The following is a 17,030-nucleotide window of genomic DNA, read 5'->3' as shown; positions in this document are numbered from 1 at the left end:
ATCTTTTATTTAATTTTACATTTTAAAAGCAAATAACATGACATTCGACAAAGAAAAAATACTGCAGTATTGCAACCACGTTTCTAAAAATACTTTAATGCAAACACTGGGTATTGAATATACTGATGCAGGAGAAGATTTTTTAGTAGCCACAATGCCCGTGAATCCTTCTGTACATCAGCCAATGGGATTATTGCATGGTGGCGCATCAGTGGCTTTAGCGGAGAGTGTAGGTAGTGCCGCTTCTATGCTTTATGTAAACTCTGATGTAAGTGAAGTCCGCGGAATCGAGATAGCCGCAAATCATTTGAAAGCAAAACGTGACGGAATTGTTACAGCAACAGCAAGAATCGTTCACAAAGGAAGAAGTATTCACCTTTGGGAAATACGAATTACAGATGAAAAGAACGCTTTAATTTCACTTTGCAAATTAACCAATATGATTTTGCCAAAAAGAAAAAGTGAGGACAAATAATGGAAGAAATTGTAACTCTAGCCCAAAATCATCTTCAAGCAAAACTTCCTTTTGTATTGTATTGTAAGCCAAATTCAGAGGCGGGAATCGGCTTTTTTCAGCAGAACGATACTGTATTTGAAGTTAATGATTATACCGAAAAGGGGTTTGTAATAGCCACTTTTGATGGCGCTAAAACTTATTTAATTCCTGAAAGCGCATCGGCAGTGGTGCATTTTTCTTTGGATAAAAAGGTAATGACGAATTCTCAGCAGGAAGTGATTGAGGTTAATACTAACTCTAAAATTAATTTTGAAGCCTTAGTTGCCAAGGGAATTGAAGCCATAAACAATGATGAGTTCAAAAAAGTAGTCTTGTCCCGCAGCGAAAAAGTGGACTTAGCCGAATTTGATTTGATAGCAACGTTTAAAAAATTAATACAGCGCTATCCTTCTACTTTTGTCTATTGCTTTTACCATCCAAAGATTGGAACTTGGTTAGGCGCCACACCAGAGCAATTGTTAAAAGTTAAAGACACGTATTTTGAGACGATTTCTCTAGCAGGAACGCAAATAGATACAGGTTCTTCTGAGATTATTTGGGGAGAAAAAGAAAAAGAGGAACAACAGTTTGTTACTGATTATATCGTTTCAAAGGTGGAAAATGTAGCCACAGCTGTTCGATATACAAAAGCATATAGCATTAAAGCAGGAAGTATTTGGCATATAAGAACGGATGTTTCGGGACAACTGAATTCCGATTCCAGTTTGAAAAAAGTGATTGGTTTGTTGCATCCAACGCCCGCCGTTTGTGGTTTACCAAAAGAAAATTCCAAAGCTTTTATTGTAAAAAATGAGCAGTATGACCGGAGTTTTTATACTGGTTTTCTGGGGGAATTAAATTGCAATTTTACAACGAGTACCAATAGTTCTGATTTATATGTAAACTTGCGCTGCATGCAAATTAAGGGTTTGCAAGCTTACTTATATATGGGTTGTGGGATTACTAAGGATAGTATTCCAGCTAAAGAGTGGGAGGAAAGTGTCAATAAATCCATGACCATGAAAAAAGTTTTGTAAATGAATTTTTGCTTGACTTTATGCTATAAAACCACGAACAATAAAAAATATTAATAAATTAAGAAACAATGAAATTAGATATATTAGCTTTTGGTGCGCATCCAGATGATGTAGAATTGGGTTGTGCTGGAACCTTGCTAAAAGAAATCTCTTTAGGTAAATCAGTAGGAATAATTGATTTAACTCGTGGCGAATTAGGCACCCGCGGATCTGCTGTAATAAGAGATCAGGAAGCGAGTACTGCTGCTGCTATTTTGGGCGTTTCCATACGTGAAAATTTAGAAATGCGAGATGGCTTTTTTGTCAATGATGAAAAGCATCAAATGGAAATCATAAAAATGATTCGCAAATACCAGCCAGAAATAGTTTTATGCAATGCGATTGATGACCGTCATATAGATCATGCAAAGGGAAGCAAGTTGGTTTCAGATGCTTGTTTTTTAGCTGGATTGATGAAAATAGAAACCACAGTGGAGGGAGAGAAGCAAACTGCTTGGCGACCTAAAATGGTATATCATTACATTCAATGGAAAAATATAGCCCCTGATTTTGTGGTTGACATTACCGGTTTTACTGATAAAAAGATCGAAGCTATTCTGGCCTACGGTTCTCAGTTCTATGATGCTAATTCGAATGAGCCGGAGTCCCCAATAACGAGTAAAAACTTCTTGGAAAGCCTGAATTACCGTTCCAGAGATTTGGGACGGCTTTCTGGAGTAGAACATGCAGAAGGTTTTACGGTAGAAAGATATTTGGCAGTCAATAGCTTAGGAGATTTGATCTAAAATAGATGTAAATTTTTAAAAAAATTATTTGCAAAAGTAAACTTATGTTGTATATTTGCCACCGCTAAGCAGTATGGTGGTTGTAGCTCAGTTGGTTAGAGCATCGGTTTGTGGTACCGAGGGTCGCGGGTTCGAGCCCCGTCTCCCACCCAAAAAGGCAAAAGCCTCTCAGAAATGAGAGGCTTTTTTTGTGGAATAACGTGCTTAATTTCAATTTTACAACTTACTGAGTTTGTTTGAAATTTTAATTACTAATTACACGATAAACAGATTTGCAATAGTAACAGTTTCAGCTGTTGTCAAAGGCTCATCAAAAGATTCAGATCCTGCAGATGCTCCAAAGAGTGCTGCGGTATTGAAACCCGCCTGAGTGGTAACTTGTTCACCATCATATACTGGTTGTGTTGCCGCTGGCATTCCAGCTCCTCTTTCATTTCCAGTGATCCACCCTTTTAACCCTCGCAATCTTCTCACTTCGGAGGCATGGCGCGCTTCCACTGAATGAATTTGCAATGCTGCGGTTAATAAATCTGGAGTGGATATTAAATTAGTAGCTTGTCCTTTATAAGCACGAACTCCCGTATCTTCAAAAGCTTGCGCCAAAGCCAGAAATTGAGCGTATGCCGCAGTTTTTCCAATTCCAGTTGCGTTAAAAGGATCAAAAGTACCACCAACAGTAAAGTCAAAAGTGGGTTTGGCAACAAAATTAGCACTTCCAGATCCTCCTAAACCTGCAATCAAGAAGGTTACGTGATCCGTTTCATGTGCAGAAATTTGCATAAATACTTTTTCTTCTCGACCGGCTGTTGGAATCACACCTGATGCTAACCCCATAATATAGAATTCTTTTTCTAAATATTCCAGCGTTAGGGCCAGTTGCAAGGCTCCAATTGGAGTTGCAGGTGTAGGGCTAATATCAGCAGCAAATGCGTTAGAGGAAGTTAACCCAGCAAGACCAAACGGCACAGCTGCTAATGCAGCATTTTTACCTAAATGTCCAAACAGATTGAAACTGTCTCTTCTGGAACCTTTACCATTCATTAAATTCTCATTGGTAAACGGTTCTAAAAATTTTAATATGTTCATAATGATAAGTTTTAAATTTGATTAGGGTAAAAATTGCGCAGTAAAAGGAGTTGTGATAAATCCACCAGCAATAGGTAGAACTTGAGAAGGAGTTTTTACGACATCAAGTCCGGTAGTCGTGTTTACTACATCATCACCAGCAAAATCAGCAGAGTTGGGATTAATTAAACTTCTAATCGCAGAGGCATGCCGTGCTTCGACTGAAACAATTTTTCCCGCTAATACTAAGTAATCAGGATTTGTCAACAATCTTCCAGCACCATTGTAAGCCGCTACGCCAGTATCCTCTAAAGCTTTTGCTGTGGCTAAAACTTCATTACGGCTATTGAAATTTAAACTACCGTAATTGAATGCCAGATTAGGAAGTAACTGAACGCTTGGATTAGGAAGCGCCCCGGTTAAAGCAGTTTTGAAAAATTCTCTGTGAATTACCTCATGATAATACAAATCAGTGAGAACTTGTCGTTCAGTCGCATTAAAAGTCGCTGTGAAGTTGCTTGCATTAACTACTTTTGTATAAAAGTCTGCTTCCAATTGCTCCAAAGCATAGGCATAACTCAGTACACCTAAATCGTTGCCACCTAAATCAAACTTTCCATTTCTAATTCCTGGAAATTTGTCATCAGCAGTGGGATTATCATCATCGTTACATCCCATCATAATCAGTCCTGTGCTGGCAACGACCAGACCACTGATTTTAAGAAATTCCCGTCGGCCTTTGAGGGTAGAGGAACTTACTTCATGAATTTTTACTTCATTTTTCATAATTAAACATTTAAAAGTTAGTAATCAAACTTGGTAACCAATGCGTATTATAGAACTTGTAATTGATTCAGGTGCAAGGAATTTTTTTAATTATTGCTTTTTGTTTTTTATGTGATTCTCTTTTCTGATTTATATCATAGTTTTTTTTTCTATGTTACTTAATGTGGTATATAATTTTGAGTATGTAAAAAATATTCTTTTCTTACTTTTCAATCAATGCTCTTAGTAAAGTACTCAAAGTAAGATTGTAATGACTGGTGTTTTGATGCAATCAAATTTAGGTATAAAGCTTTATTGAAAACTTACACAATTTAATCTAAAACTTATAAAATTAATGTAATGTGTTATCCAGTAGCAAATTAACTTCTTCTTGTAGGTTTAGTTTGAAATAAAATTGAATTAGTATCAAAAAATAATTATCTAATTGGTTAAAATCAGATTTGTAACTGGAGAGGAAGTAACTCATAAAATATTTGTAGTTTCAATGAAGATCCTATTCAGCATTTGCATCAGTTTGTAATTTATTCGAAGGCGACCACTTTAGAATAAGTACAATTTTAATAGTAAAAGGAGTAGAAAGCTGAGAAAATCAAGAAATCGAGCATTTTCAATCCATAAAGGTTAGTGAAATTGTATTGGGTATTTTAGTAGCTTAAATAGTATAAAATGGGAGACTATCAAATTGAGGTTAGTAAAGTTATTTAGAATTTTCTTATTTAATGAGTAAATAAAATAGCTTTTCTAGTGTGTATTGGCCAGATAGGGTTTATATTCTTTGTATTAAAGCAATCGTATTTTCTTTTGTTTATCTTTGAGCGCTCTAGACAATCAAATCAATTGATCATAAGCTTTCAAAATTTAAAATATTATTTATATAATTTAATGGAAAACAAGAAAACAAATGCTAAAATTCTTAAAAGTAAATACATTCCAACAGCTGAGTTTTATAGCCAAATAATTGATAGTCTACAAGATTATTCGATTTTCACTCTTGATAATGAATTTATAATAAATAGCTGGAGTTCTGGAGCTGAAAAAATTTTTGGTTATGAATCGGATGAAATTATAGGAGAAAGTTTTGATATAATTTTCACCGAAGAAGACATAAAAAATGGCGTTCCCCAAACGGAAATTCAAACTGCGCTATCAGAAGGGAGAGCTACAGACAATAGATGGCATATTTGTAAGGACAAGGAAGTGTTTTATGCTTATGGTTTGGTTTTTCCGCTTATCGGTATGGATGGCGAAAGATTGGGATACGTTAAAATTTTGCGCGATCTGACGGAACGAAAGAAATCAGAAGATGCCATCAAGAAATATGTTAAAGAACTGGAAGAGCTTAATGCACACAAAGAAAATGTCCTCGCAATTGTATCTCACGACTTAAGAAGTCCATTATCCGGAATTATAGGAACAGCAGAATATTTGAAAACAAATTTTGACCGATTAGAATCCAAGAAAGCAAAAGAAATGCTCGATTTAGTTCATAAAACTGCAGTCGATGAGTTAAATATGCTAGACAATTTAGTTGAATGGGCTAGAATAAAGTATGCATCAGAGGTTTTTTCTCCAACAAAAATTAAGCCTTTTACTTATGTACAAAAAGTTTTTGATTCTTTACGAGAAAAAGCCTCTTTGAATGCTATCAATCTTTACAATAAAATCGAAAAAGACATTAGTGTTTTTGCAGACGGGAAAATGTTGTTTTCTGTGGTTCAAAACATAATTAATAATGCCTTTAAGCATTGTTTGTCAGGGGGAGAAATTACTGTTTCGGCAAAAATTGTAGCAGAAAAATTAGTAATTCAAATAAAAGATTCTGGAGTTGGAATGTCTAAAGAGGTAGTAGACAAACTTTTTACGCCACAAATGAGTACACTTTCAAAAGCAAGGAAAGATAACAAAGGTGCCGGAATAGGCTTGTTATTGGTGAAAGGATTTTTAGAAAAAAATGATGGTGAAATATGGGTTGAAAGTGTGGAGGGAATTGGTTCTTCTTTTTGTTTTTCGCTGCCGTTGGAGGAATCCTTATTTAAGATAGACAGTGCAGACAAAATTGAATTTGACGAAAGAGTCTAATCCATACGTGATAAAAAAAAGCTTTGAAGTGATTCAAAGCTTTTTTTTATGGGTTTTTTGTTTGCATAAGGGATAGTAAAGGAAATCCTTTATTGTCTCGTTTTTTAACGAGACAATAAAGATTGTAATGGATAGCCCGACCACGCTGTAACGCTAGTGAAAGCGAGGATATGCCCAAATATTCATTCTATTTTTTATCTACAACTGGTCTGTTTTCTCTGTTTGCCAGTTCCCAAGCGGTAACAAAGGCAAACTGCGCTCTTTTGGCTAATGCATCATATTCAATTTTGTCTGGACTGTCCGTTGGTTTATGATAGTCCGCATGTACGCCATTGAAAAGAAAAACAGAAGGAACTCCGTTTTTAGCAAAATTGTAGTGGTCAGATCGCTCATAGAAATGGTTTGGATCTTTTGGGTCGTTGTATTTGTAATCTAAATTCAATTGAGTATATTTTGCGTTTGCAATGGTACAAATGTTATCTAAATCAGATGACAATCGGTTTGCTCCAATAACATATACGTAATTGTTGCTGGCTGCGTGTGCTTCATCACGGCGGCCTATCATATCTATATTGATGTCGGTAATTGTATTTGCCAAGGGGAATAATGGATTTTCAGAATAATATCGTGAACCATGTAAGCCGTGCTCCTCGCCCGTCACATGAAGAAATAGAATCGAGCGTTTTGGGCCATGTCCTTCTTTTTTAGCAAGCTGGAATGCTTGGGCAATTTCGAGTAAAGCAACGGTTCCTGATCCATCATCGTCAGCTCCATTGTAAATTTCTCCATTTTTTGTTCCCACGTGATCGTAGTGAGCTGAAATTACAAGCACTTCATTTGGTTTTTCAGATCCTTCAATGTAGGCCCAAACGTTTTCGGAGTCCGCTAAGTTTTCGTTTCGTTTTGCGTTTAGGAAAGCAGCAGGGATTTTTTGATAATAATCTGAGGCGCCAGTAGGGAAGGAGATGGTGTTCTTCTTGTATTGATCGATGAGGTAAACACCTGCTTTTTTCTGTCCAGCAGATCCAGTTTCACGGCCTTCCATTTCATCGGAAGCCACGATATAAAGATGTGTTTTTAATTCGTCAGCAGTAATTGTATTCATGTATTTTGTTGGGTCCACCTGAGCAAAACTGCTTTTTTGAGAGGCACAACTTAAGGTTAAAATGGTGAACAGACTTAATAAAGAGATTTTTTTCATTTTTTTAATGTAAATTGATAAAGGTGTAAAGGGCAAAAAGTGTTAAAATTATAATTATAAGAACAATATTAATAAAGAATAATACACTGCTTTTTAGAAACGAAATAAATCTTGTTTCACCATAAAAGCGGTGATGTGCAGGGTAAAAATAGTAAACCATCCATCCAATTCCGATAAAATTAATAATTATTTGGAGAAATGAAGCAAAACTGGATTTCTGAAAAAAGGATAGTCCTTCGTTAATCAGGAACAATAGTAATAGGATCAATAATAAGAAAGAGAAATAATGTAAGGTAAAAATGCCGTGATCAAAATAAAACCATTGTTTTTTATTTTGGAATAACAAAAGAAAAAGAGCAAAAAGCGGCATGTAAATGAAGAGAACTTTGGGTAAGTTGTGCGTGAAAGAACTAATGAATTTTTCAATAATTTCTGCTTGAGTGTTTTCTTCTTTGACCGTTTGAATTTTTTTAATAATCCAATAGTTGAAATCAGAAAGTTTTTCTTCTTCATTGGCATTTTGTTGGATTGAGTCTAATTGTGCTACGGAGTCATATCCCACATTAAATAATTGATCTTCATCTTTTGATGCAGTTTGGGTGTTTTTAATTGAATCATTTTTGGAAATAATATTTTGAAAAGATTTATTTCTAGTGGTAATACTAGGCTCCTTTTGTATATTTTTCTCTGCTGTATTACTATTGTTTGGAAAAAGGGCTATTATTAAAAAGGTAATAAAGCTGATAAAAATGTAAAGTCGAACTGGAGCTAAATAAGAAAGTCGTTTTCCAGAAAGGTATTCTTTAGTCAGTGTGCCAGGTTTAAATAGGAGATTTTTAATAGTTCTCCAAAAAGCATTCTCGTAGTGTGTCAAATCTTCAAAAAAATGGATAAAGAGGTGGTGAAACGTTTTTCGCGTATCGGTATTTTCTTGTCCGCAATTAGGACAGAATCTATTTTCAACTACAAACCTACAATTAAGGCAGGTTTTGTCGTTCCTGATTTTACTTTTTGACATAAAAAAAACAGTATAATTTCTATAATTTTGTTAAATTTCAAGATATAAAACTAATAAAAATCTACAACTTATACTGTTTTTGAAAAAAAAATATGCAGTAAACTATTTCAAAACTTCTTTTAAGAAAGAATTCATGCGTTCCCAAGATTTTTTAGCGGCTTTTTCATTGTAAGCAGCGCCTTTAGAATTATCGTTTCCTGCTTCTGGATCTGTAAAGGCATGAACAGAATTAGCATAATAAATCATTTCCCAATCTGCATTTGTATCACGCATTTCTTGCTGAAAAGCAGCTACTTCTGTCGCTGGAACGTAGGTATCATCGGCACCATGTAAAACTAAAACCTTTGCCGTTATTGGATTGTTAATGCGAGAAGGATCGCGTCCTAAACCACCATGAAAAGACACTACTCCTTGGATTTTCATTCCTGCTCTCGCTGCTTCAAGCGCGCCTGTTCCTCCAAAGCAATATCCTATTACAACAATAGTATCAGGATTAGCTCCTGCTTTTACTAATTGGTCTAAAGCAAGTTGGATGCGTCTGTGATAATCAGCTACATTGTTTTTATAAAAACCAGCTTGTTTTCCTGCTTCCTGTGTAGTTGTCGGATAATTTCCTTCACCATAAATATCAGCGACGAAGGCATAATATCCCATTTTAGAAAGCTTTGCTGCGGATTCTTTTGCATGCGTATCGATCCCTTTCCAGGCGGGAAGAATTAGAATACCAGGGTTCGTTTTGTTTCCTTTCTCTGGGCCAACTGACAACCCATTTAATTTTTGATTTCCATCAGAATATTTTACTGCTTTCAGCTGGGCAAATACGCCATTGGAGCACAACAATATTCCTAAAAGGATAAAAAGAGTGTTTTTCATACTAGTTATTTTTATTTTTACAAATTTCTCAATTAAGCAGTCATGAAAATAAAACTTTAATTTTTTTATCTTATCACTGTATTTTGAATTCTTATAGTGGATAACAAAGTATTTATTCGCCAGGATGATAGCTTCGCTCGGCATTTTTTTGTACCTCTTCCTTATAAAATAATACCTCTTTAAATTGTCCTTTTCGATACATCTCTGCCTGATCGTAAAAATGTTTTGATTTTGGATCACCGCTATTTCCGCCTGCTAGTAAAGATTTGGCTTTTATTTTTGGTCCAAATTCTACCGCACACACAAAACTATTCCCGTTAGATCCATAGCGTTTTTTAGTATCGTTCTGGTAGGAGCTTTTATAAGCCGGTAAACTTCCCCAAATTGCTGGACCATAACCAATGGGTAAGCTTTCTAAACCGTCATTATAAATCAGATTCATTTCTCCCGAACATCTCTGGAAACGATTCATTTCTCCCCAAGGGATCTGCCAGCTTCCAAATTTAATTTTCAGTTCGTCGACAACCATTTTTAGCTGAGGAATCAATTGTTCAGGAAGTGCATTTTTTGCAAAAGCACGGGTATTTTCTACTTGGTCCATTTCACCTTCGTCAATATATACTTTTTGAATAATTTTATCCAATTTATAACCCCATTCGATGGCCAATGTGGTTGCAACAGAATTTTCTTTGGCATAATAATCCCATTTTTTTAATTGGGTTATCGGTTCAATTAATTCGTTATATAATGCATCTTCTGTATTAATATTTTTTTCAAAACTGGATATTAACGACGGGATTAAAACTTCAAAAGCCGTTAGTTTTGTATCATATCCGTCAGCAATTACTTTGTCTAAAGTGTATTTTTCGCCTTTGCTTAATAAGCGAACGGCATTGATTCCTCTAAAACTTTCCCCATCAGGCGCCATATAAGGGAGATAATTTTCTTCTTTTGGACTATTGTCTCCAGCCACAGTGTAAGGGGTAGAGTTACAGTTTTGCAGCCAACCGTTTGTAGGATTATAGGAATGAACGGTTTCTGAAACGTCGTGCAAGCCTTTCCACTGTGTTGCTGATGTCGTACCGTCCATTACTTTTGACCAATTTAAATTTTTATCTCGAATAGGAATAAAATTACCATGCCAGTAGGCAATGTTTCCCTCTTTGTCAGCATATACGGTATTGTTAGATGTATTGGCTTTTAAATCCATTGCCTTTTTGTAGTCTTCAAAACTTTTCGCTTTGGTCCGCACCCAGCTTTGCTCTAAACTTTTCATGGAACGGTTATTTGATTTTAAGCTAATCCATTTTCCATCTCTTTTGGCCATAATTGGACCGTTATTGGTAGAATAGGTTTTGAATGATTTAGGAATTAGTTTTCCGTTTTCTAGATACTTGATAGTGATCCATTTTTCGATTACTGGAAACAATTTTTTATCGTATTCGTAAAACAGCTTGTTGTTTTTGGTTATAATTTTTTCAGCATATATATCGGCTACATCTACATTTGATGAGGTGTGCATCCAGCCACAACTTTCATTAAATCCTTGGTAAATAAAAAATTGTCCCCACGTTACAGCTCCATAAGCGTTTAATCCTTCTTCGCTACTTACCTGTATTTCCGGTCTGAAATAAAAAGTAGTATGTGGATTAATGTATAAAATGGCATTTCCCGAAGCTGTTTTTGAAGGCGCAATTGCAAATCCGTTCGAGCCAGTTTGTATGTCTTTTTCACGTTCGATGTAAGCGACTTTATCCGTATTTCCAGAATAAAATGCTTTTAATTCTCCAGTTGTAAGATTAGCGGTACTAATGGCACCAATACTACCATCCGTCCAAAGAAGCGGAAACCATGGTTCAAAATGAGTCAATAAAGCGGGTTTTACTTCGGGATGATTGTTTAGGTAAAAGTTAATGCCATCAGCATAACTATTTAATAATTTTTTCAACCAAGGAGAGGCTTTTATATAATCTGCTTTGGCTTCTTCGGTATCAATTAAAAGTTTAATTTCTAAGTCATTATACAGAACAGCTTGTCCTTTAATTTCGGAAAGGCGTCCTAGTTTTTCGATGTAATTCATTTCTACGCGTTTGAAATCATCTTCACATTGCGCGTATAACATTCCAAAAACAGCATCGGCATCAGTTTTACCGTACACATGAGCAATTCCCCAATTATCTCTAATAATGGTCACTTGTTGAGACAGTTTTTTAAGTCTCGCTACTTCTTTAGTACTTGCGTTTTGTGAAAACATTGGAATACTAAAACAAAAAACTAAAACAAGTAATGGTAAATGATTCTTGAAATATTTCATTTTATCGGATTTTAAATTTTTGACCTTGAATATAAACAGCCATTTCTAGGCGTTTGATGCTGACCAAATTGGCCTTTTTGGACTTGGTTATTCTTTTCGGTTTTTTGAACACAATTACTTCGCTGTCGCCAGCAATTTCGATTTCTTTATTACGAACAATCAGAGCAGTGCTTTCATCAATACCAATTCCTATGTGTTCTGGAAATTCAACTAAAGCAGTAAGTAAGCGATTGTATCGGCTCCTTTTTAGAAAATGCTGGTCGATAATTACGTTTTTAATCAGACCTAAACCTAAGGAAGTTTCTAGATTTCCGTGCCTGATGTTATCAAAAGTAGCAGAATATTTAGTTTCTAATTTTTGGTTGCCTGTAATCATGTGCTCGCACATAACCGCAGCTCCAGCACTAGTTCCCGCTATGGTGCTCCCATTTTCATAAGCTCGGTGAATGGCAGTGTATGTGGGGGTATTTTTGACTACATCCATAAAACGAGTTTGATCTCCTCCACTAATGAAAATTAATTTTGCGTTTTGTAAAGAATCATTCAATACTTTATTATTGGTTGATGTTGCATCAAAATTCAGCATAATAATGGGATTTGCTGTCAGTTTTTGAAATTGTTCCTTAAAATAAATATAGGCGCTATCCGGTTCTTCGCTAGACATGGGCAAAACAACAACATAATCTTTTTTCTTCAACTCAGAAATGCTGATTAATTGCGTCATAAGCGCATCTGATCGATGTCCGCCCCCAATGATGAATAGTTTTCCTTTTGTACTTTGCGCCTGAATTGTGGCGCAGCACAAAAAAGCAAATAAACCAATATGAACTTTAAGCGCGAGAACGGAGTGTAAATATTTTTTCATCAATGTTTTATTGGTTTTTGTGGTTTGATAAAGTTAAATAGATTCTCTACTACAGCGATATATTCCTTTTAAATGCACAACCCAATTCTATTATGGAATCGGTTTTGGCAATGCCAGGAATAGTGTCTATTTTTTCATAAAGGACACTGCGCATGTGTTCGTGGTCTTTGGCAATGATTTTTACATAAAGAGTAAATGAGCCCGTGATATAATAACATTCTGTTATTTCTGGAATTTTTTTCAATTCCTCAATAATTCGATTTGAATCTTGATCCTTATTTAAGGTGATTCCGGTGAAAGAACCCCAATCATAGCCTACTTTTTTTTCATTGATTACTGGTTTTATACCAGTAATAATTCCTTGCTCTGTTAATCTATTGATGCGTTGGTGCACCATTGTGTTTGATATTTTTAAATGAGTCGCAATAGCGGAATAGGCCATTCTTCCATCTTTCTCTAATTCTTTGATTATTTTGATATCGAATTCGTCTAATATGTCCATGTTATTGTTACTATTAATGATGAAGTTTTTGTAGAGGTATAAATGTACTTAATTTTATTTATTTCGAAAATAGTTGTTTATCGAAATGCATATTTGAAATAATGACTTATTTTAATGTAAATTAAAGAAATATTTTTAAATAATATCTTTTTAAAAGTCAAAACATTTATTTTTATTGCCAAATTAAAAAATAGTAGTAGTTTTGTGCTTTACTATTTTAAAATATAAACATCATGACACATACAGAACAAAACCTTTCTTCAAAATCGGAAGCGTTGATAGCAAAAGAGAATCAATATGGAGCTCATAATTACCATCCCTTACCTGTAGTTTTAGAACGAGGCGAAGGGGTTCATGTTTGGGATGTGGACGGTAAAAAATATTATGATTTTTTATCAGCGTATTCCGCTGTGAATCAAGGACATTGTCATCCAAAAATTGTAGGTGCTATGGTAAAACAAGCGCAAACATTAACGTTGACTTCCCGTGCTTTTCATAACGATCAATTAGGACCCTTTGAAGAATATGTTACTAAGTATTTTAATTTTGATAAAGTATTGCCAATGAACACGGGTGCAGAAGCAGTGGAAACGGCGTTGAAATTATGTAGAAAATGGGCGTATGAGGTAAAAGGAATTCCTGAAAATCAAGCGCAAATCATTGTTTGTGAAAATAATTTTCACGGGAGAACAACAACCATTATTTCTTTTTCAAATGATGAAAGTGCCCGTAAAAACTTTGGACCTTTTACAGCTGGATTTATCAAAATACCTTATGATGATGTTGATGCTTTGGAGAACGTACTGCAATCTTCCAAAAATATCGCAGGATTTTTAGTAGAACCAATTCAAGGAGAAGCGGGAGTTTATGTTCCTGCCGAAGGATACTTAGCTAAAGCTAAAGCGCTTTGTGAGCAACATAATGTTTTGTTTATTGCCGATGAAGTACAAACCGGAATTGCTCGTACTGGAAGGTTATTAGCAACTTGTGGGAATTGTGATTGTAAAAAAGGTTGTGAAGCAAGACCAGAAGTAAAACCAGATATTCTTATTTTAGGAAAAGCCATTTCAGGTGGTGTGTATCCGGTTTCAGCAGTTTTAGCTAATGATCACATTATGAATGTAATTAAACCAGGACAACACGGTTCCACCTTTGGAGGAAATCCCGTCGCAGCCGCAGTTGCCATTGCTGCACTTGAAGTGGTAAAAGAAGAAAATTTAGCACAAAATGCCGCCCACTTAGGGGAAGTTTTAAGAATTGGACTTAACGAGATTGCTTCAAGAAATCCTATAATCACATTGGTTCGTGGTAAAGGATTATTAAATGCTATTGTGATCAATAGTGGTGAGGAATCCGATTTAGCTTGGGATATTTGTATGAAATTTAGAGATTATGGTCTATTGGCCAAGCCAACACATGGCAATAAAATTCGATTCGCGCCACCCTTAGTCATTACTGAATCTCAAATACAGGAATGTTTGGCTATCATAGAAAAAGCGTTAAACGATTTCAGATAATTTATAGATCATGGGAAAAACGATAAAATTAATAAAGAATAGATCTGATATAGGTGCTGGTACACGAGGATCCGATTTAGGGATTGATGCTATCGAAATTGCAGCAATCAATCAAGACAGCGATTATTTTAATCAATTTGAGTTTGAAGATGTAAGGACACACAACGAATCGATTTACGATAAAAATAGGAGCTCCTCCGCTAAAAGAATTGAGCATGTTGTAGAGCAATGCACCAGAGTTTGCAATGCAGTAAAGAAAAACTTAGAAGGGAATTACTTTCCAATAGTTTTATCAGGAGATCATTCCTCGGCATTAGGAACTTTAAGCGGAATAAAAGCAGCATATCCAGAGCAAAATATCGGTGTGTTTTGGATTGATGCTCATGCTGATTTGCATTCGCCTTATACTTCGCCTTCTGGAAATATTCATGGAATGCCTTTGTCTGCGGCTCTTGCTGATGATAATTTGAGTTGTCAGAATAATGATGTGGCTCCAGAAACGCAGCAACATTGGGAGGACATGAAAAATATAGGGTACAAAGGACCTAAAGTTTTGGCTGAAAATCTAATCTATTTTGGTGTTCGTGATACTGAGGAAGAAGAGGATAAGCAAATTGAAAAATTGCGCATCAAAAATTATAAAGTCGACGAAGTACGGTTTAGAGGATTACAAAAATGTGTTTCGGAGGCATTGACTAAAGTCGCGCATTGTGAAGTTTTATATATCTCTTTTGATGTGGATTCCATGGATTGCGATATGATTTCATACGGGACAGGAACGCCAGTTCCTAAAGGATTCGATCAGTACGAAATTATTGCAATGATTAATCAAATTATTCAAACTAAAAAGGTCGTTTGTATCGAATTTGTGGAAATAAATCCGCTGTTAGATACTAAAGGAAATAAAATGGCTGAAACTGCTTTTGAAGTATTAGAGGCTATTACGTCCGAACTTAGTGTGCCAATCGAATAATTTTAAGAGCTGTTTAACATAAAAGCCCGAAATCTAAAAATGATTTCGGGCTTTTTAATTTTCATGATTTCTGGAAGTTAAGCCAGAAGAATTGTGTTTTAATCCTAATAGGCCTAAACTGTATTAACTTCCGTAACCAGGATTTTGAGTAATTTTACTATTAGTATCCATTTCTCTTAAAGGAATTGGAAATACTAAAGTATTGTCATTGTAAGGAATTAATTTTGAACCATCAGCAAATACATCAATGGAACGTTTTGTTCTTTTTAAATCATGAATTGCAAATCCTTCCATTGCTAATTCCAACTCGCGTTCTCTTAAGATAGAAGCTAAGTTCACGGTTAAGAAATTTGCAGCGTTTGCACGTGTTCTAAGTAAATTGATATCCGTCAATGGCGTGTTGCCAAGGAACGTGCCTTCTCTAAAATTTGCCTCAGCTCTAATCAAATACATCTCTGCGAGACGCATTAATTGCACGTCGCCAAACTGGTTTGTATACTTTGAAGTCAATCGTCTTCCGTTGTCTGGATTGATGTAATTGAAATTACGTCTTTCATCAGCAGGATCAGTAAATTTATTCAAATAATTAGATCTAATTTCGATATCACCACCACGACCACCATTATTTTCAGAAGCATATAAATTAGTTACTTCATTTTCTCCCGTTTGTTTTGTGATTTGGATTGCAAAAATATCCTCACTTTGATTGACATCATGATTGAAAGCGTTGGCATATTTAGTGGATAGCGTGCGACCACTATTTTCAATTACCTCATGAGCAGCATCTCTAGCAGCAGGATAATTTCCTTGTTGTAAATACACTCTGGCCAATAAAGCTTTGGCAGCATACTTGTCAGCGTAAAAACTATTTTCTTCTGGAAGATCATTATAAGCAAGGTTTAAGCCAGTAATGATCAACGCGTAAACTTCACTTACAGTGCTTCTTTCTTTTGCTAAATCAATAGTAAAATCATAGATGGCATTTGGTCTGATGACAACACCTAGTTGACTATTGGCTTGGCCTGCTTCATAAGGTTTTGCGTAAAAACGAACCAGATCAAAATAAGCTAATGATTTCAAAAAAGTTGCTTCAGCGACCATGGTGGCTCGTTTAGCAGGATCCTGTACTTTATCTACGTTCTCGATAACGGTATTGGCAGCATTAATAATTTGGTAATTTCTAGTGTAAATTTGTTGAACAAAACCATTGTTAACTAACATCGTTTTGGAATACATTTGTCTGCATTCTGCAAAAGTTCCTCTCCATCTAAAGTCGGTTGTTGCGGTGATTCCAGTCTGCGCTAATAAATCTGCTGAAGTCAAAATTCGACCGCCATAAACATCACCATCTGCAGCTATAGCATAGGCACCTGTTAAGATATTCATAATACCAGATTCAGTACTTAATGTTACTGTTGCATCCTCATTTTGTCTTGGATCAATTTCTAATTCACTATCACAACTTGCAAAAAAAGTAGCGAAAAGAATAATTAAGATTAATTTATTTGATTTCATTTTT

General features: G+C 35.3%; 15 protein-coding genes and 1 tRNA gene. 7 read left to right on the top strand and 9 right to left on the bottom strand.

What is annotated here, in order from left to right:
- Window positions 1–37: 37 nt before the first annotated feature.
- From BUA03_RS04300 to BUA03_RS04285, 4 genes are all read left to right on the top strand, one after another.
- Window positions 38–475, top strand: a complete 438-nt coding sequence (locus tag BUA03_RS04300) for a PaaI family thioesterase (protein WP_066078546.1) — start codon at window positions 38–40, stop codon at window positions 473–475.
- Entirely contained in the window at window positions 475–1,533 is a 1,059-nt protein-coding gene (locus tag BUA03_RS04295) for a chorismate-binding protein (protein ID WP_066078549.1), read from the top strand. Before BUA03_RS04300 ends, BUA03_RS04295 begins: the two co-directional genes overlap by 1 nt.
- 68 nt (window positions 1,534–1,601) lie before the next feature.
- Window positions 1,602–2,318, top strand: coding sequence for a bacillithiol biosynthesis deacetylase BshB1 (bshB1, locus tag BUA03_RS04290; RefSeq protein WP_066078551.1), 717 nt, complete (start codon window positions 1,602–1,604; stop codon window positions 2,316–2,318).
- A gap of 75 nt (window positions 2,319–2,393) precedes the next feature.
- Window positions 2,394–2,469, top strand: a tRNA-His gene (locus BUA03_RS04285).
- Window positions 2,470–2,573: 104 nt separating this feature from the next.
- On the opposite strand, the gene BUA03_RS04280 is transcribed toward BUA03_RS04285, so the two are convergent.
- On the bottom strand, window positions 2,574–3,404 hold the full coding sequence (locus BUA03_RS04280) for a ferritin-like domain-containing protein (protein WP_066078554.1): 831 nt from the start codon (window positions 3,402–3,404) through the stop codon (window positions 2,574–2,576).
- Window positions 3,405–3,425: 21 nt separating this feature from the next.
- Complete coding sequence (locus BUA03_RS04275; protein WP_066078556.1) at window positions 3,426–4,169, bottom strand: ferritin-like domain-containing protein; 744 nt, start codon at window positions 4,167–4,169, stop codon at window positions 3,426–3,428.
- 882 nt (window positions 4,170–5,051) lie between these two features.
- Here BUA03_RS04275 and BUA03_RS04270 point away from each other — a divergent pair.
- Entirely contained in the window at window positions 5,052–6,248 is a 1,197-nt protein-coding gene (locus BUA03_RS04270; RefSeq protein ID WP_066078559.1) for a PAS domain-containing sensor histidine kinase, read from the top strand.
- A 187-nt stretch (window positions 6,249–6,435) separates the two neighbouring features.
- Here BUA03_RS04270 and BUA03_RS04265 read toward each other — a convergent pair whose 3' ends face one another.
- The 6 genes from BUA03_RS04265 to BUA03_RS04240 form a co-directional block, all read right to left on the bottom strand.
- On the bottom strand, window positions 6,436–7,449 hold the full coding sequence (locus BUA03_RS04265) for a M28 family metallopeptidase (protein WP_066078561.1): 1,014 nt from the start codon (window positions 7,447–7,449) through the stop codon (window positions 6,436–6,438).
- 4 nt (window positions 7,450–7,453) lie between these two features.
- Window positions 7,454–8,467, bottom strand: coding sequence for a DUF3667 domain-containing protein (locus BUA03_RS04260; protein WP_066078563.1), 1,014 nt, complete (start codon window positions 8,465–8,467; stop codon window positions 7,454–7,456).
- Between the two features lie 102 nt (window positions 8,468–8,569).
- Window positions 8,570–9,340 (bottom strand): dienelactone hydrolase family protein, encoded by a 771-nt coding sequence (locus BUA03_RS04255; RefSeq protein ID WP_066078566.1) that lies wholly within the window; start codon window positions 9,338–9,340, stop codon window positions 8,570–8,572.
- A gap of 112 nt (window positions 9,341–9,452) precedes the next feature.
- Window positions 9,453–11,654 carry a penicillin acylase family protein gene (locus BUA03_RS04250; RefSeq protein ID WP_066078569.1) on the bottom strand — a complete coding sequence of 734 codons (2,202 nt, stop codon included), beginning with the start codon at window positions 11,652–11,654 and terminating at the stop codon, window positions 9,453–9,455.
- A 1-nt stretch (window position 11,655) separates the two neighbouring features.
- Window positions 11,656–12,519, bottom strand: a complete 864-nt coding sequence (locus tag BUA03_RS04245; protein WP_066078571.1) for a cyanophycinase — start codon at window positions 12,517–12,519, stop codon at window positions 11,656–11,658.
- Window positions 12,520–12,568: 49 nt separating this feature from the next.
- Window positions 12,569–13,021, bottom strand: coding sequence for an Lrp/AsnC family transcriptional regulator (locus BUA03_RS04240; protein ID WP_066078574.1), 453 nt, complete (start codon window positions 13,019–13,021; stop codon window positions 12,569–12,571).
- Window positions 13,022–13,254: 233 nt separating this feature from the next.
- On the opposite strand from BUA03_RS04240, the gene rocD reads away from it, so the two are divergent.
- Together rocD and BUA03_RS04230 are read left to right on the top strand one after the other, a co-directional pair.
- Entirely contained in the window at window positions 13,255–14,538 is a 1,284-nt protein-coding gene (gene rocD / locus BUA03_RS04235) for an ornithine--oxo-acid transaminase (RefSeq protein ID WP_066078579.1), read from the top strand.
- Between the two features lie 10 nt (window positions 14,539–14,548).
- On the top strand, window positions 14,549–15,511 hold the full coding sequence (locus tag BUA03_RS04230) for an arginase (protein ID WP_066078581.1): 963 nt from the start codon (window positions 14,549–14,551) through the stop codon (window positions 15,509–15,511).
- A gap of 123 nt (window positions 15,512–15,634) precedes the next feature.
- Here BUA03_RS04230 and BUA03_RS04225 read toward each other — a convergent pair whose 3' ends face one another.
- The gene (locus tag BUA03_RS04225; RefSeq protein WP_066078583.1) at window positions 15,635–17,026 is read right to left on the bottom strand and encodes a RagB/SusD family nutrient uptake outer membrane protein; all 1,392 of its coding nucleotides are present in this window, start codon (window positions 17,024–17,026) and stop codon (window positions 15,635–15,637) included.
- Window positions 17,027–17,030 lie beyond the last annotated feature (4 nt).

The organism is Flavobacterium fryxellicola (genome assembly GCF_900143245.1).
GTDB classification, from domain to species: domain Bacteria; phylum Bacteroidota; class Bacteroidia; order Flavobacteriales; family Flavobacteriaceae; genus Flavobacterium; species Flavobacterium fryxellicola.
This window is presented reverse-complemented; position numbering and strand designations above follow the sequence as displayed.